Raw genomic sequence first — 19,759 nt, forward strand, 5'->3', positions numbered from 1 at the left:
ATATTAAAAATAAATAAAACCTATTTTTTAATATTCATTATATTAAAATATTACAAATAACTATTAAGAATAAATCAGAAGTTTTATAGTAATTAACTGGAATATATCATGAAAAACCATTATAAAAACAAGAACATGTATTCTAAAAAATAAATCTAAAAATCCACAAATACTCAGAAATATTATAATAGGTATACTAAAATACATTTTCTTAATAGGTAAACTTATATATAGTTTAGAAGTAATATATAATATAGTATTCCAACTGATGAATACTTCCTTAAAACTTTAATATGTTTTTTAACAAATTTTCTATTATGGAAAAATTATCAATATTCGTGCCAAATAGCTTTTTGGCCGAATCAAAAGATTCAAAAATAAGAACATATAAAGTTGGATTAATTGGAAGATATGCTGCTCTATTTAGGGCTAATAATATCGTTATTTACAATGATAATTCAGACGGAGGTAGTAGAGATGATGCTCTCTATATGAAAACTATCCTAGAATACATGGATACACCTCAATACTTGAGAAAACAAGTATTTCCGATTACACCGGAGCTGAAAAATGTAGGAATACTTCCACCACTTAGAACACCACATCATCCAGCAACTGATGAAGCTAATGTTGGCGACTTCAGAAAAGGATTAACAACTAAACGTGTCCGTAAAGGTACAATGGTTGATATAGGTGTGGGACGTCTTGCATTATGTAAGGAAAAACTAAGTGTCAATAAAGTACTAAGTTTTCGTATAGAAAAACTAGGTAAAGAAATTTTAATAGAACCTGATGAACCTGATAGTGTTTATTGGGGATATGATGTAATTACTAGTGACAGTAACCTCTATGACAGCATAACCATGATGAAAAATAAACCAGACTTGGTTATTGGAACATCAAAATATGCTCCAAATATTAATTCTATTCTTGATGAGGTTCAAACAAGCATTCAACAAGCTAATCATGTAGCTATTTTATTCGGAGGTCCATACTCTGGAATAAACAGCTTAATAAATGAACGTAAACTCGATTATGAAGTTAATACAGTCCCTAAACAGGGAACTGAAACAGTCAGAACAGAGGAAGCAGTAGCTAGTACATTAGCAATATTGAATATTTTACTTAATTAAATGGTATTTTATTACTTAAACTGTAAATAACACATTTAAAACAAATATAAAATTAGGAGAAAATAACATGACTAGACATCACCAACCAAGAAAAGGATCGGTTGCATTCAGTCCTCGTAAAAGAGTGGCTAGAGAAACACCTCGTGTAAGTACCTGGCCAGAACTCGATGAGGCTGGGCTTCTCGCATTCGCAGGATACAAGGTGGGTATGACCCACGTGACGGCTCTGGATTCTAGAAAAGGTTCTCCAACAGAAAACATGGAACTTTCAGTTCCAGTTACAATATTAGAGGCACCACCTTTAGTAGTGTTGGGAATTAGAGCTTACACAAAAACAACTTACGGATTAAAAACTTTAACTGATGTTATCGCAAATGATAATTTAGATGATGAATTATCAAGAAAAATCTCAGTTCCAAAATTCGATGATATAGAAGCAAAAATTGAAGAACTAAGAAATAAAATCGATGACATTGATGAAATAAGAGTTCTAATTCATACAAAACCAAAACTTACCAGTGTGCCTAAGAAAAAACCAGAAGTTCTTGAATTTGGTTTAGGTGGAAAATCTGTAGAAGATAAATTAGAATATGCTATTAGTATATTAGGTAAAGAAATTACACCTCAAGATGTATTCCAAGAAGGAGAATATACAGATGCAATAGCTACCACCAAAGGTAAAGGAGTTCAAGGACCTGTAAAAAGATTCGGTGTAAGAATCCAATATGGTAAAGCAGCACGTAGTGGTATAGAAAGACACGTTGGATCTATAGGACCATGGACACCTAACAGAACAATGTGGACCGTTGCAATGCAAGGTCAAATGGGTTACCATAAAAGAACAGAATATAACAAAAAACTCCTAAAAATAGGAGATGAATCTGAGGTTGACTTAATAAACCCAGATGGTGGATTTGTAAAATATGGATTTGTAAAAAATAATTATATCTTAGTAAAAGGTTCATTACCTGGACCATCAAAAAGATTAGTTGTTTTAAGAAAAGGAGTAAGAAATGCAAGTAAACAAGTAACTGCTCCAGAAATATCTTACATAAGCACAACTTCAAAACAGGGAGTCTAAATATAAAGAGTGATAAGTATGGCAAAAATTAACGTTTATTCATTAAAAGGCGACATCACCGAGGAAATTGAGCTCCCAGAAATATTTGAAGAAGAATACAGACCAGATGTAATTAAAAGAGCTGTAATTTCTATGCAAACTGCTAGAATTCAACCATGGGGTACAGACCCAATGGCTGGTAAAAGAACAACAGCAGAATCATTTGGTTCCGGTAGAGGAGCAGCAATGGTACCTCGTGTAAAAGGATCCTCAAAAGCAGCATTTGTACCACAAGCAATTGGTGGTAGAAAAGCACATCCTCCACGAGTAAATACAATTTATCATGAAAAAATTAACAAAAAAGAAAGAACCTTAGCAATAAGATCAGCTATTGCAGCAACTGCTAACAAAGAATTAGTAGAACAAAGAGGTCACCAAGTTTCAGAACTTGAACAAATTCCTTTTGTTATAGATGATGAAATTGAAACTGTAAAAACAACAAAAGAAACCAGAGAAATCTTCAAAGATTTAGGTATTATGGATGACATAGTAAGAGCTAAAAAAGGAAGAAAAATTAAATCTGGTAAAGGAAAACTAAGAGGAAGAAAATACAGAACACCTAAAGGTCCTCTAGTAGTTGTTGGTAATGATCGTGGAATAAGTTTAGGAGCAAGAAACCATGCTGGTGTAGATGTTGTTGAAGTAAATAATATTAACGCAGAATTACTTGCACCTGGAACTCATGCAGGAAGATTAACAATTTACACAAAATCTGCTATAGAAAAACTTGGAGATTTATTCCAAAAAAATAGGAGTTAGTTATTATGGATCCATATTCAGTAATAATAAAACCACAATTATCAGAAAAGACAATGAATCAAATTTATGATGAAAATAAAATCACATTTGTGGTTCGTAGATCTGCTAATAAAAGAGTAATTAAAGAAGCTTTCCAAGATTTATACGATACAAAAGTTGTAGGCGTAAATACTCATATCACTCCTAGAGGAAATAAAGTTGCTACAATTGAATTAGAAGAAGCTGATGCAGCAGAAGATATTGCTGTAAGATTAGGTGTATTCTAAGTAGGATTTAAATAGGAGGATTAATTATGGGAAAACGATTGATTATTCAAAGAAGAGGTCGAGGAACTCCAACATACCGTAGTTCATCACACAGATTCAGAGGAAAAGTAGCATACCGTTCTTATGATAAACTTGAAAGAGAAGGAAGTTTAACAGGTATTGTTATAGATATTATACATGATCCTGGACGTTCAGCACCAGTTGCAGTAGTTAAATTCGATAATGGTGAAGAAAAATTAGTTCTTGCACCAGAAAGTATTGCAATTGATGATGAAATAGAATGTGGTGTATCTGCATCTATTGAACCAGGAAACACATTACCATTAAGTGAAATTCCAGAAGGAACTCCAGTTTTCAACATTGAAAATAACCCTGGAGATGGTGGAAAATTTGTAAGATCATCTGGAACATATGCATCTTTAATTACACATGATGTTGATAAAACAATGATTGAAATGCCATCAGGTGAATTAAAAGCATTCAACCCAAGAAGTAGAGCTACTGTTGGTGTTGTTGCAGGTGGAGGAAGAAAAGAAAAACCATTCCTTAAAGCTGGTAACAGATATCACGCATTAAAAGCTAAAGGTAAGAAAATGATGACTGTTAGAGGTGTTGCAATGAACGCTGTAGATCACCCACACGGTGGAGGTAACAGACAACATCCAGGAAGACCTACTACTATCTCAAGACATGCACCTGCAGGTAGAAAAGTTGGTTCCATAGCAGCTAAACGTACAGGTAAAAGACGATAGAAGGAGGCACTTAATTGGCTCGTAAGATTTTTAAATTCAGAGGATATACTCTTGAAGAGCTTCAAGAAATGTCACTTGATGAAGTTATAGAATTATTACCATCAAGACAAAGAAGATCTCTTAAAAGAGGATTTTTACCAAGACAAGAAAAAGTTCTTGATAAAATGGAAAAAGTTAAAGATATGAAAAATGATAGTGGAAGACCAATAGTTATTAAAACACATTGTCGTGATATGATTGTACTTCCAAATATGGTAGGATACACTTTTGGTATCTACAATGGACAAGAATTTGTTGAAGTAACAATACAACCTGAAATGATTGGATGTTACTTTGGAGAATTTGCACAAACACGTGGAAGAGTACAACACGGAGACCCTGGTATGGGTGCTACAAGATCATCAATGTTTGTACCACTTAAATAGATAAGGAGAATGTTATTTATGGCAAAGAAAAATACTTATTCATACCAACCTAAAGCTGATGAAAAAATAGCAAAAGCAGCAGGTCATAGTCTTAAAATTTCTCCTAAACATTCAGTGGAAATCTGTAGAACTATTCGTAACATGTATTTAGAAGATGCTAAAGCATTCTTAGAAGATGTTATTGCTAAAAAAACAGTTGTACCATTTAAAAGACACAACAAAAAAGTAGGTCACAGAAGTGATTTAAAAGGATGGCCATCTGGTAGATATCCTGTTAAAGCTGCAGCTGCAATCTTAAAAGTTTTAGAAAATGCAGAAGCTAATGCTGAAAACGAAGAATTAGATGTAGAAAACCTTAAATTAGTTCATGTTTGTGCAAACAGAGGAGTAATTATAAGAGGTTGGACTCCAAGAGCATTTGGAAGAGCAAGTCCTTCAAATACACCTACTACACACATTCAAATCGTATTAGGGGAGGCCTAAGTACACATGATTGAAAAAGATTTCGTTAAAGAAGGATTAAAAAGAACACGAATAGATGAATATCTTGAAACCAAACTCGAAAGAGCAGGATATGGTGGAATGGATATTCAAGTAACACCTGTTGGAACCATGGTTATTGTTTATGCTGAAAAACCAGGAATGGTTATTGGTAGAGGTGGAAAAACTGTAAGAGCTATTACAAAAACTCTTAAAAACAACTTTGACCTAGAAAATCCACAAGTGGAAGTTAAAGAAGTAGATGTTCCTGAATTAAACCCAAGAATCATGGCACACAAAGTTGTAGCAATGTTACAAAGAGGAATGCAATTTAGAAGAGTAGCATATTCTATTATTAGAAGAATAATGTCTGCTGGAGCTCAAGGAGTAGAAGTTACTATTTCCGGTAAAATTAGAGGTTCAAGATCAGCTTGTGCAAAATTCAATGAAGGATACATTAAAAAATGTGGAGAACCTTCAATTAAATATGTTAAAGAAGGATTTGCAACTGTTCAATTAAAACCTGGTGTACTTGGAATTTATGTAAGAATCATGCCTCCTGAAGTAACTTTACCTGACAATATAGAAATCAGTGAACCTGAAATTGTTGATGTTGAAGAACCTGTAGCTCAGGAAGTTCCTGAAGTTCAAGAATCTGAAATAGTTGAAGAAATCACTGGTGAAGATATATTAGAAGAACTTTCTGAAGAATCTGAAATAGAAGAGATTACTGAAGAAATAGAAGATGTTGAAACTTTAGAAGAATAAGGGGAATTACTTATGGTTATTTTAAGAAGTAAAGAATTAAGGGATTTAAGTCCATCAGACCTTGAAGTAAAACTTACTGAACTTCATGCTGAATATGATACTTTAGTAAGTAAAGGTGCTGTAGCTGGAGTAGACAACCCTGGTAAAATTAAAGAAACTAGAAGAACTATAGCCCGTGTTCTTACTATAATGAATGAAAACAAACAGCAGGGAGAATAAAATAGAGATGAAAATCTGTGAAATATGCGGTCTTCCAAAAGATCTATGTGTTTGTGAAGAGATAGCTCGTGAAGTTCAAAAAGTTAAAGTATATACAGTACGTCGTCGTTTTGGAAAACTTATGACTATAGTTGAAGGAATTGATGAACATGATATTGATATACGTGAATTAACTAAAACTCTTAAATCCAAATGTGCCTGTGGAGGTACTTCCAAAAAAGGTCAAATTGAACTTCAAGGAGACCATAAAAGAAAAGTTAAAGAAGTACTTGCAGGAATGGGTTTTTCCTCAGATACTATAGAAATAAAATAGATTCAGTCTATTTAAAAGAGAAGATTTAAATTATATTTCAATAACATTTTAGTTTATTGAAACAGGGAAATATTCAATAATGTGAAGTTTTAGTATGATAACTCCACAAAATGTATTCAGACATGAATTTATAGGTTTAAATGTTGAGGTTATCAACAGTAAACATGAGAAATTCATTGGAATAAAAGGGATAATTATTGATGAAACGCGTAATACTATCAGAGTAGATACGGGTAAAAATGAGAAACTAATACCTAAGAGTGATGTAGTATTTTTATTTACACTACCTCAAGGTGAAAAAGTTTCTATCGATGGAAAAGTTATTACAGCCCGCCCTGAAGACCGGATAAAAAAGAAATTTACAAAAATTAGGTGAAAATATGGTAGGCATTAATGTTAAGCAACCAGAAAAAGAATGTCATGATCCTAACTGTCCATTTCACGGTGAACTCTCTGTAAGAGGTCAAGTTATAGAAGGAACAGTTACAAGTGATAAGGCAGATCGTACAATTACTGTAGAAAGAAGTTTCTATAAGTATATAAACAAATTTGAAAGATACGAAAAAAGAAATTCTAAAATAAAAGCACATAAACCAGATTGTCTTGATGTTAAAGTTGGAGATTCTGTAAAAATTGCAGAATGTAGACAACTTAGTAAAACTAAACATTTTGTGCTAGTAGAAGTTAAAGAAGGAGAATAGATAATATGAAAGCAATTACATCCAACGTCTCCAAATCACTTCCAATCGGTGCTAGACTTAAATGTATAGACAATACAGGAGCACGTGAAGTAGAAATTATTTCAGTAAAAGGATTTAAAGGAGTAAGAAGAAGACTTGCTTCAGCTGGAGTAGGTGACATGGTAGTTATTTCTGTTAAAAAAGGAACAGCTGACATGAGAAGAGAAGTTACAACAGCAGTAGTTGTTCGTCAGAAAAAAGAATACAGACGAGCAGATGGTCTAAGAGTTAAATTTGAAGACAATGCAGCAGTAATTATTACCGAAGATGGTGTTCTTAAAGGTTCAGAAATCAGAGGTCCAATAGCAAAAGAAGCTGCAGATCTTTGGCCAGCAATAGGTAGTGCTGCAAGTATAATAGTATAGGTGAATATTATGTCAAAACAACCAAGAAAACAACGTAAAGCTTTATATACAGCACCACTACATAAACGTCACAACTCAATGAGTGTACATCTTTCTGATGATCTTAAAGAAGAATTTAACAGAAGATCCTTCCCTGTAAGAAAAGGAGATTCAGTTGAAATAGTACGTGGTGACTTTAGAGGAACTGAAGGAAAAGTTGAAGGTGTAGATCTTAAAAATTACCGTGTTCTTGTTGATGGAGCATCCAGTCAAAAACAAGATGGATCTAAATTATACCAACCAATTCACCCATCAAACTTAGTTCTAACTGAAATTTATTTAGATGATGAAAGAAGAAACCAAGCATTAAATAGGAAGGTATAAGTATGGCAAATATGGGATCAAGAAAACACTTAAAAAGGTTCAAAGCACCTAAAATGTGGCCTATTCACAAAAAAGAAGAAGTTTGGACTACAAAAACAAGTGCTGGACCACATGCTTTAGAAGAATCAATACCTCTTGTAATGGTATTAAGAGATATTTTAGGATTAGCAGCTAATTCTCGTGAAGCAAAAATAATTCTAAATAATAGTGATGTACTTGTTGATGGTATACCAAGAAAAAACCACAGATTCCCTGTAGGTTTCATGGATGTTATATCAATACCAAAAATCAACAAAACATTCAGAGTATTACAAGATTACAAAGGAAGATTAGTACTCAAAGAAATTGAAGAAAAAGATTCAACCTTTAAATTAGTTAAAATTTTAGGTAAAACCACAATTAAAGGTGGAAAAACCCAACTTAACTTAGAAGGTGGAAGAAACATAATCGCTGATGATGATTACAAAACTGGTGATGTTTTATTATTAAATATTCCTGAACAAAAAATTTCTGACTCAATTAAATTTGAAGAAGGAGCTTTAGGATTAATTACTGGTGGTAAACACATTAGTGAAGTTGGTAAAATTGATGAAATTAAAATTACCCAATCTTCAAAATCTAATACTGTGTTAATGGAAACAGAAGAAGGTTCATTCTTAACTTTAGCAAGATATGTATTTGTTGTAGGTCAAGATAAACCAGTTATATCATTAGTAGGAGATAACTAAACATGAACGTAATGCAAAAACCTTTCATTGCAAAAGCAACTATAAACATTGGTGTAGGTGAAGGTGGAGAAAAATTAACAAGAGCAGAAAAATTAATTGAAACTCTTGTAGATCAAAAACCTGTAAGAACCTATTCAAAAGTTACAAACCCTGAGTTTGGAATTAGAAAAAAACAGCCTATTGCATGTAAAGTAACTTTAAGAGGAGAAAAAGCTGATAAAATCATATCCATGGTACTTTCTGGATTAGAAAATAGGATAAAAGCTTCTCAATTTGATAAAGAAGGTAATGTTTCTTTTGGTATAAGAGAACATATTGATATTCCTGGTGTAAAATATGACCCAGATATAGGAATATTTGGTATGGATGTTTCTGTTACATTCCAAAAACCAGGTCACAGAATCAAAGAAAGAAGATTAAGACCTAAAAAATTACCACAAGCACAAAGAGTTACAAAAGAAGAATCAATGGAATATATGAAAGAAAACTTCAATGTTACTATAGAATAGAAGGTGATTATGTGGCAAGAAAATACGGGAAAGCAGCAAGAAAATGTAGTCGATGTGGAGACCATTCTGCTATTGTAAGAAGATACGGCTTAAATCTTTGTCGTCAATGCTTTAGAGAAATAGCTCCAAAAATCGGATTTAAAAAATACAATTAAAAGGAGTGTTTATAGAATGTCTCTTATGGATCCTCTTGCAGATGCATTAACAAACATTAGAAACAATGAGTTACAAGGTAATGATAGTTGTGTTATTAAACCAGCATCAAAACTTATTGGTCATGTATTAAGCACAATGCAAAAGGAAAATTATATAGGTAATTTCGAATTAGTTGATGATGGAAAAGCTGGTATATTCAATGTTGAATTAGTTGGTAACATAAACAAATGTGGAGTTATCAAACCACGTCACGCTGTAAAAAATACAGAGTTCGAAGATTATGAGAAAAGATACTTACCAGCAAAAAACTTTGGTATATTAATAGTAACAACACCTCAAGGGGTAATGACTCACCACGAAGCTAAGGAAGCTGGAATTGGTGGAAGATTATTAGTATATGTTTATTAAATTAAAGGTGAAAACATGGTTAAATTAGCAGATATAACAGAGATCATCCCTATTCCTGAAGATGTTACTGTAACAATCAATGGAAGTGAAGTAACAGTAAAAGGAAATGGTGGAGAAATTAAGAGGAACTTCAACCATAATAAAATTACCATTTCTAATGATGAAGAAAATGTTACAGTTAAAGTAGCATTCCCAAATAAAAAAGATAAGGCTATGGTTGGAACTATAAGATCACACATTTCAAACATGATATATGGTGTAGATCACGGTTTTACTTACAAAATGAAAATTGTTTATGCTCACTTTCCAATGACTGTGAAAGTTCAGGGTAAAATTGTAACAATTGACAACTTCCTTGGAGAAAGAAGTCCACGTAAAGCAAAAATCATTGGTGATGATGTGAAAGTATCAGTAAAAGGTGAAGATGTAACAATTACTGGTATTAACAAGGAACACGTTGGTCAAACAATGGCAAATATTGAACAAGCAACCAAAATTAAAGGTCGCGACCCTCGTATTTTCCAAGACGGAATTTACTTAGTGGATAAAAGACAGGAAGAATTAGAATAAAAAAATTTAATAAGAGGAAGTTACTATGACTAAAAAACCAACCTTCAAAAGACAAGAACATTGGAGATATAAAAAACTTGGTGATAGTTATCGCAGACCTAGAGGAAAACTAAGTAAAAGACGACGATACCAAGCAAGAAAACCTGCAATGGCTAGAGTTGGATATGGTAGTCCAAAAGCAACAAGAGGATTACATCCATCAGGTTACAAAGATATACTAGTCGAAAATGCTGAAGAAATCAAAGCTTTAAATCCAGAAACTGATGCAGCAAGGATAAGTGCAACAGTTGGAAAAAGAAAAAGACAGTTAATTGTAGCAAAAGCTCAACAATACGGAGTTAAAATATTAAATTAAGATTAAAAAGAGTAATGGTTCAATTTTGAATACATTATAGTAATAATCTTAATCAATTTATTTATATTAGGAGGATTTTCATGAATCTTACTACACAGAAAAAATTAGCTGCAAAAATCCTAAAAGTAGGGGTAAACAGGGTATGGATAGATCCAGAACATATGGAAGAAGTATCCAGAGCAATTACAAGAAACAGTATTAGAGCTTTGATTAATGATGGTGTTATCAAAGCAAAACCTGTTAACGGAATAAGCAGTTACAGAAGCAAAAAGAACGCTGAACAAAAAAGTAAAGGAAGAAGAAAAGGCCATGGTAGTAGAAAAGGGGCTAAAAAAGCAAGAACTCCTAAAAAACAAGCATGGATGAGTACAATCCGTTCTTTAAGAGTTGTTCTTAAAGACATGCGTGCTAACGATGAAATAGATAAAACTACATACCGTAAATTATATAATATGGCAAAAGGTGGATCATTCAGAAGTAAATCATATATGAAAACTTATGCTAAAGACCACGGAATGCTTAAAGAAACGGGGGAATAGAAAGTGGCACGAGGAGCAACATATAAAGTACAATTCAAAAGAAGAAGAGAAGGAAAAACTAATTATAACAAAAGATATAAATTAGTTGATCTTGATAAAACAAGAATGGTTGTTAGAATTACTTCTAACCACACAATAACTCAACTAGTTAAAATTGGAGAAAATGGTGATGAAACATTAGTTTCTGCTACTTCCAAAAACTTAAAAGAGTTTGGATGGTTAGGTAATGGTAAAAACACATCTGCTGCTTATCTTACCGGTTATTTATTTGGTAAAAAAGCATTAAATGAAGGATATGATGAAACTATACTCGATATAGGTGTTCAACCTTCCATCAAAGGAACAAAAATCTATGCAGTTCTTAAAGGAGCATTAGATGCTGGTTTATACATACCACATAATGATTCCATATTACCTGAAGATTCAAGAATCAGAGGAGAACACATAGCACAATATGCTGAAAGTATGGATGATGATGAGAAAAATGCTAAATTCGCTAATTACATAAGATGTGGATTATCTCCTGAAGAAATACCAGATCATTTTGAAAGCGTTAAAAATAAAATAGATGAGGCAACACAATGAGCAAAAGATCAAATAGATCAAACAACAAGAACAATACTAACAAGTTCAATATTGAGAATTGGGAACCAAAAACAGAACTTGGACGTAAAGTTAAAGATGGCGAAATAACTGATATTGATCAAATATTAGATAAAGGCCTTCCTATTATGGAATTAGAAATTGTTGACGCACTATTACCAGATCTTGAAGAAGAAGTTATGGATGTTAACCTTGTTCAAAGAATGCACAAATCTGGTAGAAAAGTTAACTTTAGAGTAATAGTAGCAGTTGGAAACAGAAATGGATATGTGGGACTTGGTCAAGGTAAATCTCAAGAAGTAGGTCCTGCAATAAGAAAAGCTGTTGATGCAGCTAAATACAACCTTATTAAAGTACGAAGAGGTTGTGGTGACTGGGGTTGTGGATGTGGAAGAAGACACACAGTACCTTTCAAAATTGAAGGTAAAATGAGTTCAGTAAGTGCAACTTTAATTCCAGCACCAGCAGGTGTAGGTCTTGCAATTGGTAATGTAGGAAAAACTATTCTTTCATTAGCAGGTATAGCAGATGTATGGTCCATGTGTAGTGGACAAACACAAACTACAATTAACTTTGCAGGCGCAGTATTCGATGCACTTAAACAATTATCAAGTGTAAAATCAAGTGAAAAAGACCTTAAAGCTCTTGGAGTAATCGATTAAACATTGAGGTGTAATTATGTATGCTATTATAAGAATTCGAGGAAGAACTGGAATTAAGAAAAATATTGCAGATACACTTGACATGCTTAATCTTACAAGAATCAGTCATGCAGTAGTAATTCCAGAAACACCAAGTTACAAAGGAATGTTACAAAAAGCAAAAGATTACATAACATGGGGAGAAGTTTCAGAAGACACTTTCAAATTATTAGTATCTGAAAGAGGAAGACTTCCAGGTAACAAAAGAGTTACTGATGAATATGTTAAAGAAAACACTGACTATGATTCAGTTGAAGCATTAGCAGTTGCTATCTATAATGAAGAAACAACCCTAAAAGATTCTGGCTTAAAACCATTATTCCGTTTAAATCCTCCTAGAAAAGGATATGAAAATACAAAGAAAACTTTTGTAGAAGGAGGATCCCTTGGTTACAGATCTGAAGAAATTAATGAATTACTTGAAAAAATGATTTAATATTGTAGGTGTCATAAATGATAAGAAAAACTAAAAAAATCAGAAAACAAAGAGGTTCAAGATCTGTAGGTGGAGGTTGTACTAAAAAACGAAGAGGTGCAGGTCACCGTGGAGGACGTGGACAAGCTGGAGGAAACAAACACCACTGGACTTGGATGGTAATCAACGATCCTAAACACTTCGGTAAATATGGATTTAAACGTCCACAAAAAACAATCCAACAATTTAAACCTATCAATCTTTCTGTAATTGATAACAATATTGAAAAACTTTTAGCTGATGAAATCGCTGTTAAAGAAGATGGACAAATAGTACTTGATGTAACACAATTAGGTTACAATAAAGTATTAGGTAAAGGTTCATTATCTACTGCAATAACTATAAAAGCACCTAAATTCTCACAAAGTGCTATTTCAAAAATAGAAGATGCTGGCGGTATAGCTGAAATTATATAATTTTAAGTAAACTAGAAATTATATCTATTCATGGGAGTAAATATGTCATCACTAGATAGTATTAAACCATTTTATTCCCTTTTGCCACAAGTAGCAAATCCTGATAAGCATCTTGGGTTTAAAGAGAAAATTAAATGGACAGGAATAATATTAATATTATACTTCGTGTTAACACAAGTATCATTATTTGGTCTAAGTCCAACAGCTATAGATCAATTCGCACAATTAAGATCAGTACTTGCAGGAAGCTTTGGTTCAATACTTACTTTGGGTATAGGTCCAATAGTAACTGCTTCAATTGTGATGCAATTGTTAGTTGGGGGAAAACTGATTAATTTAGACTTATCAAAACAAGAAGATAAAGCAGCATTCCAAGGAACACAGAAACTATTAGCAATATTATTTACTTTATTTGAAGGTGCAGTTCTTGTAGTAACAGGTTCTTTACCTCCAATTAGTAATGATTATGTCTTAGTACTTATAATACAAATGGTTCTTGGTGGTATATTAATCATCTACATGGATGAGGTTGTAAGTAAATGGGGATTCGGAAGTGGTATTGGTTTATTCATTGCCGCAGGAGTATCCCAGACAATACTTGTAGGAGCATTTAATTTCCTACCAGCAGCTGGATCTACAGCTCCAGCAGGTGATATACCTAACTTCATATATTCACTTATTACAGGTCAACCAAACTTTGGTTTATTAATACCAGTAATAGCAACTATAATAGTATTTTTAGTTGTAGTTTATGCTGAAAGTATGAGGGTTGAAATTCCATTATCATATGGTGGAGTAAAAGGAGCTAGATCAAAATATCCTTTAAAATTTGTATATGCTAGTAACATGCCTGTTATACTTGTAAGTGCATTATTCTTAAATGTACAATTATTTGCAGGTATATTCCAATCAGCAGGTTTTCCAATACTTGGTGAGGTTTCAAATGGTCAAGCAATAAGTGGTATAGCTTATTACTTAACAACACCTTCAAGTATATCTGTGTTATTTACAGATCCATTAAAAGTAATAATTTATGGAATAGTATTTGTAGCATTATCTGTAGTATTTGCTTTACTATGGGTTGAAATTAGTGGAATTGGTCCTAAAGAAGTTTCAAAACAATTATCTAATATGGGTGTTCAGGTACCTGGATTTAGAAGTAGTAAAGTTCAGTTCAAAAGAATTATGGATAAATACATACCAACAATCACAGTTTTAGGTGGAGCATTTGTAGGTTTACTTGCGTTTGTAGCAGACTTAACTGGTGCTCTTGGTGGAGGTACTGGTGTACTTTTAACTGTTGGTGTAGTATATAAATTATATGAGGAAATAGCTAAAGAACAACTCATGGATATGCATCCAATGATGAGAAAATTCTTAGGTGAAAATTAGAAGTATATTGTAATAGAATAAGAACTTAAGTTTTTATTCTACTACATTTAATTTTTCTTTTAATAGAAGAAAAATATTTTATATAAAAATAAAATTGAAGGGATTAATAATGAACATAGTAGTACTTGCAGGAATTCCTGGTACTGGTAGTACAACAGTATTAAACAAAGTATTAGAAGAAGTTGATTATGTAAATATTAACTATGGAAATGTAATGTTTGATATTGCAAGTGAAAAAGGATTAGTTGAATCACGTGATGATATGCGTAAACTTGATCCTGAAATTCAAAAAGAAGTTCAAAAACAAGCAGCAGAACGTATACATGACATGGCTCAGAATGATAATGTTATTATTGATACACACTGTACTATTAAAACACCAAAAGGTTTCCTTCCAGGATTACCTAAATGGGTTTTAGAAGAATTACAACCAACACAGTTTATTTTAATCGAAGCTGAACCTAGTGAAATCATGTACAGAAGAATGACAGATGATACTCGTAAACGTGACATGGAATATGCTGATGAAATAGATTTACATCAAGCTATGTCCAGAGCAACAGCTATGAGTTATGCAGTACTAACAGGATGTACTGTTGCAATGGTTCAAAACAATGATGATGGATTAGACAAGGCAGTAGCTGAAATTGTTGAAATTTTATCATAAATATTTTAATATGAGGATAAAAGATGAGTTATTTAGACTTTCTCCTAAATCCATTATTAAGTCTTGATCCTACGCCATCAAATCCAATACTAACAATATTCATAATTGCAACTATAATTGCATTTATTATTGTAGTATTGCAAAAGCTCTTAATAGACTTTGATAAGATGCATGAACTTCAAGCTGAAATGAAAGCATTACAGAAGGAATTTCAAGCAGCACAAAAGTCAGGAGATCCAAAGGCTTTGGCAAAGGTTCAGAAAAAACAAGCAGAACTTTTACCTAAAAATAAGGAATTAATGACTATGCAACTTAAACCTACAATTATTACAACAATTCCTATATTAATAATTTATTATGGTATGATAGGTAATTATGCAATAAGTCATGTGGTAATTAATATTGCATCAGTACAATATTACTTGTTATTAATTCCTGTATGGAATATAATTTGGACTCAAGCAAATCCATTAACAATAAACTTCTTTGGATGGTATATTTTAGCTTCATTTACAATGAGCTTCATCTTCAGAAGAATATTTGGATTAAATACAATGTAATTGTATAATAATGTATTATTATCAATTAACTAAATAATAAAAGAAAGAAATTAAATATAATAGAAAGGAGGATAAAATCAATGTCTGCACCAAGATTTAGAAATGGAACATTCAAAAGAACTTTGAAAAGAGTTCCTGGTGGAAGAAAAGTAGAACACTATAAGAAGAAAAAACCTTCTAAACATGTATGTGCTAAATGTGGAAAAGTATTAGATGCAGTTCCAAGAGGAAGACCATACGAAATTAGAAAATTATCTAAAAATCAAAGAAGACCAAACAGACCTTATGGTGGAATGTATTGTACAAACTGTACTAAAGAAATTATTAAAAAAGAGGCTAGATCATTATGATTATTACTATAGGTGGACTTGCAGGTACTGGTACTTCAACTACTGCTAAAACATTATCTCAGGAGATAAATATTCCATTTATATCTGCAGGAGATGTTTTTAGACAGATGGCTGTTGAAAATAACATGACTTTACTAGAATTTAGTGAGTTTGCTGAAGGTAATGATAATATTGATAAAGCTTTAGATAAAAGACAAGCTGAAATAGCTAACAATTCTGAAAATTTAATAGTTGAAGGAAGAATTTCTGCATTCTTTGTTAATGCTGATTATCGTATATGGCTTAAGGCTCCAGATAATGTTAGAGCAGAACGCATAAGTTACAGAGAAGACAAAAGCCTTGATACAGTAAAACAGGAAATAGCTGAACGTACAGCTAGTGAACGTAAAAGATATATGGAAATTCATGATATTGATATTGATAACTTAGATATTTATGATCTAATTATCAATACTGATACCTTTAATATTGAATCAACAGTTAACATTATAAAGAAATGTATTGAAAATAAAAAATAAATAGGTGAATAATTATGCCAGCAATAGAAAAAGGAAGAGTATGTGTTAAAATCGCAGGAAGAGAAACTGGGAAAAAATGTGTTATTGTAGATGTTATCGATGAAAACTTTGTAGAAATTGTAGGAAACGAAGTTAAAAACAAAAGATGTAACATCAAACACTTAGAACCAGTGGATAAAACTGTTGAAGTATCTGATGATATTGAAGCAGTTAAAGAAGCTTTAGCAAATTTATAAGTTGAAGTTTTTTTTATCACTTACTTATTTTTTAACCTCCAACTTTTATTTTTTTTAAAAATTATTTTATAAAATTAAATCTATATTATCTATATTATTTTTCCTAGTTTAAATTAAAACTAACTAAGGTTATTTTCAATGAAATATCATATATTATATGATTCTTAAATGATTCTTGAATATAAATAATACTTATATTTTTAATTTGAAATATGTACTTATAGATATACATGTATTACCATTATTTTTATAAAATTAATATTTTTTTTTAAATAAGAATATTGGAATATAGGTTAATGTGTGGAGTAAATTAGTATTGTATGAGTATAGTGAATTATTTATAATTCTAAATATACACCTTATAGAATTGTAATAAATAAACATATACTGTTTTAATATAATGGGAATGATAATTTTAAAATTATTTAATTTCTCTATTAATGAATTTCATGACAAAAGTATAATACATTTCTAATTCTAATAAAAATAACCTAATAAAAATCATATTCAATTAAATACAAAAAAGCAGTTTTAAAAAAAAAGTGAAAAAGAAAAAAAGTATATTTTTTTCTAGTAATTTAATATCCCTGTTGATATATTAATGCAATTGCTCTGGCTATAAATAAAACTAAGAATGAATCAATTACAAATCCAGAAATAAGTGCCCCTATATATGGAATATATGCAATAATTCCAGATACTATTCCAAGTACAATAAGTACTATGGCTAATGAAATTAAGAATACTATGTAGTTTCCCCATCCAATACTACTAATTTTATCAAATATAGCTTTTAAATCAAATGCACTAAGAATACTTCCAGTTTCTGCAAAACGTGCTTCTGCAATTGCAAATAGTATTGCAGCAATTATAGACAATATAATAAATACAAACATTATAATCAATATATTCATACCAAAAGATACTAATAAATCTTGTGGAATTGCTTGAATTATTACATCAGGTGTAGCATTAGTAGCTACAGATGATTGAACCACTGTTGTTAGGATTTTATCAATAGTAGAATAAATACCAGTGAATATTCCCATTATTAAAGCAATAATTACAGGTATTACTGAATATACTATTGATATAATAGAATACTTAATACCATCAACGAAGTTGATTTGTAAATCTATCATTGGAACATTATTTGAATTGTTAAATGTATTTCTCATTACAGCTACAGTTACTCCTGCAATAATTATGGTTATTAATAAAGATATTATTGAACCAATAATACCTACAGCACCACCTTCACTAATTACATAAGATGAAAGTACTGTATTTAATAAGAATAATATTGCAATTATAAGCCAATTTTTATAATCATTTATTGGATAATAAAATGCTTCCTTAATTAAATCTAACACATCCATTTTTTTTTCCTCCCATATAATATAATTTTTAAAAATTATATACTAATTTATTTATTTTTTTATATATACGTTCCTATACTATTTATATGAATTTTTAACTTAAGTTACTATTTTTATTCATAAAAAAACTATTTAATTATAAATAACTATGAAAAATAAATATTATTAACATGATAGAAAGTTCAATGTATAATGATTATAAAATAGATTTTAGTCAAGATTATAGAACTGATGATAAAGCATATTACTTTATAATTAATTCTAAAAGAGAAGTATATTTAGATGATAATCATCTTTTTTTAACAACATTAAATAAAATAGATTTTAATATAAACTATGTACTATATATTGGTACATATAAAAACAAGGATGCATTTGTAGTTAGTACAAGTGATGATATAGAGTTTATACCCTTAATTGAGATTTATAATATAGATCCATTATTATATCAAATAGCAACACGTGCTGTTTTAGTAAATGATTGGTATAGTTCATATCAGTACTGTGGAAGATGTGGAACAAAAACAGTACTTGATAAAAAAGATATGATGCTTCTATGTCCTAAATGTGGACAGATGCATTATACACGTATAGCACCAGCAATTATTGTGGCTATAAATAAGAATGGAAAACTATTAATGGCACGACACAGTTACTATACAAAGATAAGATATGCATTAATTGCAGGATTTGTAGAGGCTGGTGAATCAATAGAAGATGCAGTTAGAAGGGAAGTAAAAGAGGAAGTTGGAATAGATATTAAGAATATACAATACCAAAAAAGTCAATCATGGCCATTTCCTAATTCACTTATGCTAGGTTTTTGTGCTGATTATGATGGTGGAGAAATAAAGGTTGATGGTGATGAAATATTAGAGGCTAAATGGTTTAATAAAGAGGATATTGATGTTCCAGAATCAAATATTAGTATAGCATCCTGGTTAATAAATGACTTTCTAAAAAAACATTAACTTTTTTTTATCCTTTTTTTTTAAACAGTGAAAATATTAGTTTATACATCCATATATTCTACAGAATATGAAAAATACTACTTATCTTTATTTTATATATTTAATCAAAATATTAAATTATTATCTGTTTTAACTGATAGAGAATTTAAAAAATTAATAGAAATATATTTTATGATACTAGATTACTTAAATACTAAAACTAACTTTATGAATATGGATGTGATTGTCATAATGTTTTTTTGTGTGTGTTGTTTATATTCTATAACTACTTTAACTGGATATTCCTCCTGAATAAAAAAAATCAGTATGTCTCAAGTGATAACGACATGAAAAAATAACTTTTCTTCTTTTGAATATATTTATAAAAATAGTTGATATTTTATAGATTTTTGCTAATGTTTTATATTGTTTTATACTTGTTTTTTAATGTTTTATATGTGTTTTATGGACATATTTTTTCTATAAATAGTTATTATCTTTTAATATTATAATAAATAAAACAATAAATTAGGTAGAAACATTT

33 protein-coding genes are annotated in these 19,759 nt (G+C 30.8%); 32 read left to right on the top strand and 1 reads right to left on the bottom strand.

Annotation, left to right across the window (positions count from 1 at the left end; genetic code table 11):
- Positions 1–293: 293 nt before the first annotated feature.
- The 31 genes from A9758_RS06705 to A9758_RS06850 all read left to right on the top strand — a co-directional run bounded on the left by A9758_RS06705 (position 294) and on the right by A9758_RS06850 (position 16,886).
- A complete protein-coding gene (locus A9758_RS06705; protein WP_011406497.1) occupies positions 294–1,133 on the top strand; it encodes a putative RNA uridine N3 methyltransferase in 840 nt (279 codons plus the stop codon).
- Positions 1,134–1,200: 67 nt separating this feature from the next.
- Complete coding sequence (gene rpl3p, locus A9758_RS06710) at positions 1,201–2,214, top strand: 50S ribosomal protein L3 (protein ID WP_011406496.1); 1,014 nt, start codon at positions 1,201–1,203, stop codon at positions 2,212–2,214.
- 18 nt (positions 2,215–2,232) lie between these two features.
- Entirely contained in the window at positions 2,233–3,012 is a 780-nt protein-coding gene (gene rpl4p, locus A9758_RS06715) for a 50S ribosomal protein L4 (protein ID WP_011406495.1), read from the top strand.
- A gap of 5 nt (positions 3,013–3,017) precedes the next feature.
- Complete coding sequence (locus A9758_RS06720) at positions 3,018–3,278, top strand: 50S ribosomal protein L23 (protein ID WP_011406494.1); 261 nt, start codon at positions 3,018–3,020, stop codon at positions 3,276–3,278.
- Between the two features lie 26 nt (positions 3,279–3,304).
- Positions 3,305–4,030, top strand: coding sequence for a 50S ribosomal protein L2 (locus A9758_RS06725; protein ID WP_011406493.1), 726 nt, complete (start codon positions 3,305–3,307; stop codon positions 4,028–4,030).
- Positions 4,031–4,044: 14 nt separating this feature from the next.
- Complete coding sequence (locus tag A9758_RS06730) at positions 4,045–4,455, top strand: 30S ribosomal protein S19 (protein ID WP_011406492.1); 411 nt, start codon at positions 4,045–4,047, stop codon at positions 4,453–4,455.
- Between the two features lie 18 nt (positions 4,456–4,473).
- The gene (locus A9758_RS06735; RefSeq protein ID WP_011406491.1) at positions 4,474–4,938 is read left to right on the top strand and encodes a 50S ribosomal protein L22; all 465 of its coding nucleotides are present in this window, start codon (positions 4,474–4,476) and stop codon (positions 4,936–4,938) included.
- 6 nt (positions 4,939–4,944) lie between these two features.
- Positions 4,945–5,703, top strand: a complete 759-nt coding sequence (locus A9758_RS06740; protein ID WP_011406490.1) for a 30S ribosomal protein S3 — start codon at positions 4,945–4,947, stop codon at positions 5,701–5,703.
- A 12-nt stretch (positions 5,704–5,715) separates the two neighbouring features.
- Entirely contained in the window at positions 5,716–5,922 is a 207-nt protein-coding gene (gene rpmC, locus A9758_RS06745; protein ID WP_011406489.1) for a 50S ribosomal protein L29, read from the top strand.
- 7 nt (positions 5,923–5,929) lie between these two features.
- The gene (gene yciH, locus A9758_RS06750) at positions 5,930–6,235 is read left to right on the top strand and encodes a stress response translation initiation inhibitor YciH (protein WP_011406488.1); all 306 of its coding nucleotides are present in this window, start codon (positions 5,930–5,932) and stop codon (positions 6,233–6,235) included.
- A gap of 94 nt (positions 6,236–6,329) precedes the next feature.
- Positions 6,330–6,611 (top strand): ribonuclease P protein component 1, encoded by a 282-nt coding sequence (gene rnp1, locus A9758_RS06755; protein WP_011406487.1) that lies wholly within the window; start codon positions 6,330–6,332, stop codon positions 6,609–6,611.
- A gap of 4 nt (positions 6,612–6,615) precedes the next feature.
- Positions 6,616–6,936, top strand: coding sequence for a 30S ribosomal protein S17 (locus tag A9758_RS06760; protein WP_011406486.1), 321 nt, complete (start codon positions 6,616–6,618; stop codon positions 6,934–6,936).
- A 5-nt stretch (positions 6,937–6,941) separates the two neighbouring features.
- Positions 6,942–7,340: a 50S ribosomal protein L14 gene (gene rpl14p / locus A9758_RS06765; RefSeq protein WP_011406485.1), complete on the top strand. Its 399-nt coding sequence runs from the start codon at positions 6,942–6,944 to the stop codon at positions 7,338–7,340.
- Positions 7,341–7,349: 9 nt separating this feature from the next.
- Positions 7,350–7,703 (top strand): 50S ribosomal protein L24, encoded by a 354-nt coding sequence (gene rplX / locus A9758_RS06770; protein WP_011406484.1) that lies wholly within the window; start codon positions 7,350–7,352, stop codon positions 7,701–7,703.
- A gap of 2 nt (positions 7,704–7,705) precedes the next feature.
- Positions 7,706–8,431, top strand: coding sequence for a 30S ribosomal protein S4e (locus A9758_RS06775; RefSeq protein WP_011406483.1), 726 nt, complete (start codon positions 7,706–7,708; stop codon positions 8,429–8,431).
- A 2-nt stretch (positions 8,432–8,433) separates the two neighbouring features.
- Positions 8,434–8,940, top strand: coding sequence for a 50S ribosomal protein L5 (locus A9758_RS06780; RefSeq protein WP_011406482.1), 507 nt, complete (start codon positions 8,434–8,436; stop codon positions 8,938–8,940).
- 11 nt (positions 8,941–8,951) lie between these two features.
- Positions 8,952–9,095 carry a 30S ribosomal protein S14 gene (locus A9758_RS07425; protein ID WP_011406481.1) on the top strand — a complete coding sequence of 48 codons (144 nt, stop codon included), beginning with the start codon at positions 8,952–8,954 and terminating at the stop codon, positions 9,093–9,095.
- A 16-nt stretch (positions 9,096–9,111) separates the two neighbouring features.
- Positions 9,112–9,504 (top strand): 30S ribosomal protein S8, encoded by a 393-nt coding sequence (locus A9758_RS06785; protein WP_011406480.1) that lies wholly within the window; start codon positions 9,112–9,114, stop codon positions 9,502–9,504.
- 15 nt (positions 9,505–9,519) lie between these two features.
- A complete protein-coding gene (locus A9758_RS06790; RefSeq protein WP_011406479.1) occupies positions 9,520–10,074 on the top strand; it encodes a 50S ribosomal protein L6 in 555 nt (184 codons plus the stop codon).
- A gap of 25 nt (positions 10,075–10,099) precedes the next feature.
- Positions 10,100–10,429, top strand: coding sequence for a 50S ribosomal protein L32e (locus A9758_RS06795; protein ID WP_011406478.1), 330 nt, complete (start codon positions 10,100–10,102; stop codon positions 10,427–10,429).
- An 80-nt stretch (positions 10,430–10,509) separates the two neighbouring features.
- On the top strand, positions 10,510–10,968 hold the full coding sequence (locus tag A9758_RS06800; RefSeq protein ID WP_011406477.1) for a 50S ribosomal protein L19e: 459 nt from the start codon (positions 10,510–10,512) through the stop codon (positions 10,966–10,968).
- 3 nt (positions 10,969–10,971) lie between these two features.
- Positions 10,972–11,553 carry a 50S ribosomal protein L18 gene (locus A9758_RS06805; protein ID WP_011406476.1) on the top strand — a complete coding sequence of 194 codons (582 nt, stop codon included), beginning with the start codon at positions 10,972–10,974 and terminating at the stop codon, positions 11,551–11,553.
- Positions 11,550–12,233, top strand: a complete 684-nt coding sequence (locus A9758_RS06810; RefSeq protein WP_011406475.1) for a 30S ribosomal protein S5 — start codon at positions 11,550–11,552, stop codon at positions 12,231–12,233. Before A9758_RS06805 ends, A9758_RS06810 begins: the two co-directional genes overlap by 4 nt.
- A 16-nt stretch (positions 12,234–12,249) precedes the next feature.
- The gene (gene rpmD / locus A9758_RS06815; RefSeq protein ID WP_011406474.1) at positions 12,250–12,708 is read left to right on the top strand and encodes a 50S ribosomal protein L30; all 459 of its coding nucleotides are present in this window, start codon (positions 12,250–12,252) and stop codon (positions 12,706–12,708) included.
- 17 nt (positions 12,709–12,725) lie between these two features.
- The gene (locus A9758_RS06820; protein ID WP_011406473.1) at positions 12,726–13,163 is read left to right on the top strand and encodes an uL15m family ribosomal protein; all 438 of its coding nucleotides are present in this window, start codon (positions 12,726–12,728) and stop codon (positions 13,161–13,163) included.
- Positions 13,164–13,205: 42 nt separating this feature from the next.
- Positions 13,206–14,555 carry a preprotein translocase subunit SecY gene (gene secY / locus A9758_RS06825; RefSeq protein ID WP_011406472.1) on the top strand — a complete coding sequence of 450 codons (1,350 nt, stop codon included), beginning with the start codon at positions 13,206–13,208 and terminating at the stop codon, positions 14,553–14,555.
- Between the two features lie 109 nt (positions 14,556–14,664).
- Complete coding sequence (locus tag A9758_RS06830) at positions 14,665–15,222, top strand: adenylate kinase (RefSeq protein ID WP_011406471.1); 558 nt, start codon at positions 14,665–14,667, stop codon at positions 15,220–15,222.
- Between the two features lie 23 nt (positions 15,223–15,245).
- Positions 15,246–15,782, top strand: coding sequence for an EMC3/TMCO1 family protein (locus A9758_RS06835; RefSeq protein ID WP_011406470.1), 537 nt, complete (start codon positions 15,246–15,248; stop codon positions 15,780–15,782).
- A gap of 80 nt (positions 15,783–15,862) precedes the next feature.
- Positions 15,863–16,132, top strand: coding sequence for a 50S ribosomal protein L34e (locus tag A9758_RS06840; RefSeq protein WP_011406469.1), 270 nt, complete (start codon positions 15,863–15,865; stop codon positions 16,130–16,132).
- Positions 16,129–16,650: a (d)CMP kinase gene (gene cmk, locus A9758_RS06845; RefSeq protein ID WP_011406468.1), complete on the top strand. Its 522-nt coding sequence runs from the start codon at positions 16,129–16,131 to the stop codon at positions 16,648–16,650. The genes A9758_RS06840 and cmk overlap by 4 nt, the downstream gene beginning before the upstream one ends.
- A gap of 14 nt (positions 16,651–16,664) precedes the next feature.
- Positions 16,665–16,886, top strand: a complete 222-nt coding sequence (locus A9758_RS06850; protein WP_011406467.1) for a 50S ribosomal protein L14e — start codon at positions 16,665–16,667, stop codon at positions 16,884–16,886.
- A gap of 578 nt (positions 16,887–17,464) precedes the next feature.
- Here the strand turns inward: A9758_RS06850 and A9758_RS06855 are convergent.
- Positions 17,465–18,265, bottom strand: a complete 801-nt coding sequence (locus tag A9758_RS06855; protein WP_011406466.1) for a DUF4013 domain-containing protein — start codon at positions 18,263–18,265, stop codon at positions 17,465–17,467.
- A 170-nt stretch (positions 18,266–18,435) separates the two neighbouring features.
- On the opposite strand from A9758_RS06855, the gene nudC reads away from it, so the two are divergent.
- Positions 18,436–19,236 carry an NAD(+) diphosphatase gene (nudC, locus tag A9758_RS06860; protein ID WP_048059734.1) on the top strand — a complete coding sequence of 267 codons (801 nt, stop codon included), beginning with the start codon at positions 18,436–18,438 and terminating at the stop codon, positions 19,234–19,236.
- Positions 19,237–19,759: the final 523 nt, after the last annotated feature.

The organism is Methanosphaera sp. A6 (genome assembly GCF_001729395.1).
Taxonomy (GTDB): Archaea; Methanobacteriota; Methanobacteria; order Methanobacteriales; family Methanobacteriaceae; genus Methanosphaera; species Methanosphaera stadtmanae.

Excerpts from the sequence above, each read along its gene's own strand:
- A9758_RS06705 (WP_011406497.1), top strand. The coding sequence starts at position 294 with ATGTTTTTTAACAAATTTTCTATTATGGAAAAATTATCAATATTCGTG.
- rpl3p (WP_011406496.1), top strand. The coding sequence starts at position 1,201 with ATGACTAGACATCACCAACCAAGAAAAGGATCGGTTGCATTCAGTCCT.
- rpl4p (WP_011406495.1), top strand. The coding sequence starts at position 2,233 with ATGGCAAAAATTAACGTTTATTCATTAAAAGGCGACATCACCGAGGAA.
- A9758_RS06720 (WP_011406494.1), top strand. The coding sequence starts at position 3,018 with ATGGATCCATATTCAGTAATAATAAAACCACAATTATCAGAAAAGACA.
- A9758_RS06725 (WP_011406493.1), top strand. The coding sequence starts at position 3,305 with ATGGGAAAACGATTGATTATTCAAAGAAGAGGTCGAGGAACTCCAACA.
- A9758_RS06735 (WP_011406491.1), top strand. The coding sequence starts at position 4,474 with ATGGCAAAGAAAAATACTTATTCATACCAACCTAAAGCTGATGAAAAA.
- A9758_RS06740 (WP_011406490.1), top strand. The coding sequence starts at position 4,945 with ATGATTGAAAAAGATTTCGTTAAAGAAGGATTAAAAAGAACACGAATA.
- rpmC (WP_011406489.1), top strand. The coding sequence starts at position 5,716 with ATGGTTATTTTAAGAAGTAAAGAATTAAGGGATTTAAGTCCATCAGAC.
- yciH (WP_011406488.1), top strand. The coding sequence starts at position 5,930 with ATGAAAATCTGTGAAATATGCGGTCTTCCAAAAGATCTATGTGTTTGT.
- rnp1 (WP_011406487.1), top strand. The coding sequence starts at position 6,330 with ATGATAACTCCACAAAATGTATTCAGACATGAATTTATAGGTTTAAAT.
- A9758_RS06760 (WP_011406486.1), top strand. The coding sequence starts at position 6,616 with ATGGTAGGCATTAATGTTAAGCAACCAGAAAAAGAATGTCATGATCCT.
- rpl14p (WP_011406485.1), top strand. The coding sequence starts at position 6,942 with ATGAAAGCAATTACATCCAACGTCTCCAAATCACTTCCAATCGGTGCT.
- rplX (WP_011406484.1), top strand. The coding sequence starts at position 7,350 with ATGTCAAAACAACCAAGAAAACAACGTAAAGCTTTATATACAGCACCA.
- A9758_RS06775 (WP_011406483.1), top strand. The coding sequence starts at position 7,706 with ATGGCAAATATGGGATCAAGAAAACACTTAAAAAGGTTCAAAGCACCT.
- A9758_RS06780 (WP_011406482.1), top strand. The coding sequence starts at position 8,434 with ATGAACGTAATGCAAAAACCTTTCATTGCAAAAGCAACTATAAACATT.
- A9758_RS06785 (WP_011406480.1), top strand. The coding sequence starts at position 9,112 with ATGTCTCTTATGGATCCTCTTGCAGATGCATTAACAAACATTAGAAAC.
- A9758_RS06790 (WP_011406479.1), top strand. The coding sequence starts at position 9,520 with ATGGTTAAATTAGCAGATATAACAGAGATCATCCCTATTCCTGAAGAT.
- A9758_RS06795 (WP_011406478.1), top strand. The coding sequence starts at position 10,100 with ATGACTAAAAAACCAACCTTCAAAAGACAAGAACATTGGAGATATAAA.
- A9758_RS06800 (WP_011406477.1), top strand. The coding sequence starts at position 10,510 with ATGAATCTTACTACACAGAAAAAATTAGCTGCAAAAATCCTAAAAGTA.
- A9758_RS06810 (WP_011406475.1), top strand. The coding sequence starts at position 11,550 with ATGAGCAAAAGATCAAATAGATCAAACAACAAGAACAATACTAACAAG.
- rpmD (WP_011406474.1), top strand. The coding sequence starts at position 12,250 with ATGTATGCTATTATAAGAATTCGAGGAAGAACTGGAATTAAGAAAAAT.
- A9758_RS06820 (WP_011406473.1), top strand. The coding sequence starts at position 12,726 with ATGATAAGAAAAACTAAAAAAATCAGAAAACAAAGAGGTTCAAGATCT.
- secY (WP_011406472.1), top strand. The coding sequence starts at position 13,206 with ATGTCATCACTAGATAGTATTAAACCATTTTATTCCCTTTTGCCACAA.
- A9758_RS06830 (WP_011406471.1), top strand. The coding sequence starts at position 14,665 with ATGAACATAGTAGTACTTGCAGGAATTCCTGGTACTGGTAGTACAACA.
- A9758_RS06835 (WP_011406470.1), top strand. The coding sequence starts at position 15,246 with ATGAGTTATTTAGACTTTCTCCTAAATCCATTATTAAGTCTTGATCCT.
- A9758_RS06840 (WP_011406469.1), top strand. The coding sequence starts at position 15,863 with ATGTCTGCACCAAGATTTAGAAATGGAACATTCAAAAGAACTTTGAAA.
- cmk (WP_011406468.1), top strand. The coding sequence starts at position 16,129 with ATGATTATTACTATAGGTGGACTTGCAGGTACTGGTACTTCAACTACT.
- A9758_RS06850 (WP_011406467.1), top strand. The coding sequence starts at position 16,665 with ATGCCAGCAATAGAAAAAGGAAGAGTATGTGTTAAAATCGCAGGAAGA.
- A9758_RS06855 (WP_011406466.1), bottom strand. The coding sequence starts at position 18,265 with ATGGATGTGTTAGATTTAATTAAGGAAGCATTTTATTATCCAATAAAT.
- nudC (WP_048059734.1), top strand. The coding sequence starts at position 18,436 with ATGATAGAAAGTTCAATGTATAATGATTATAAAATAGATTTTAGTCAA.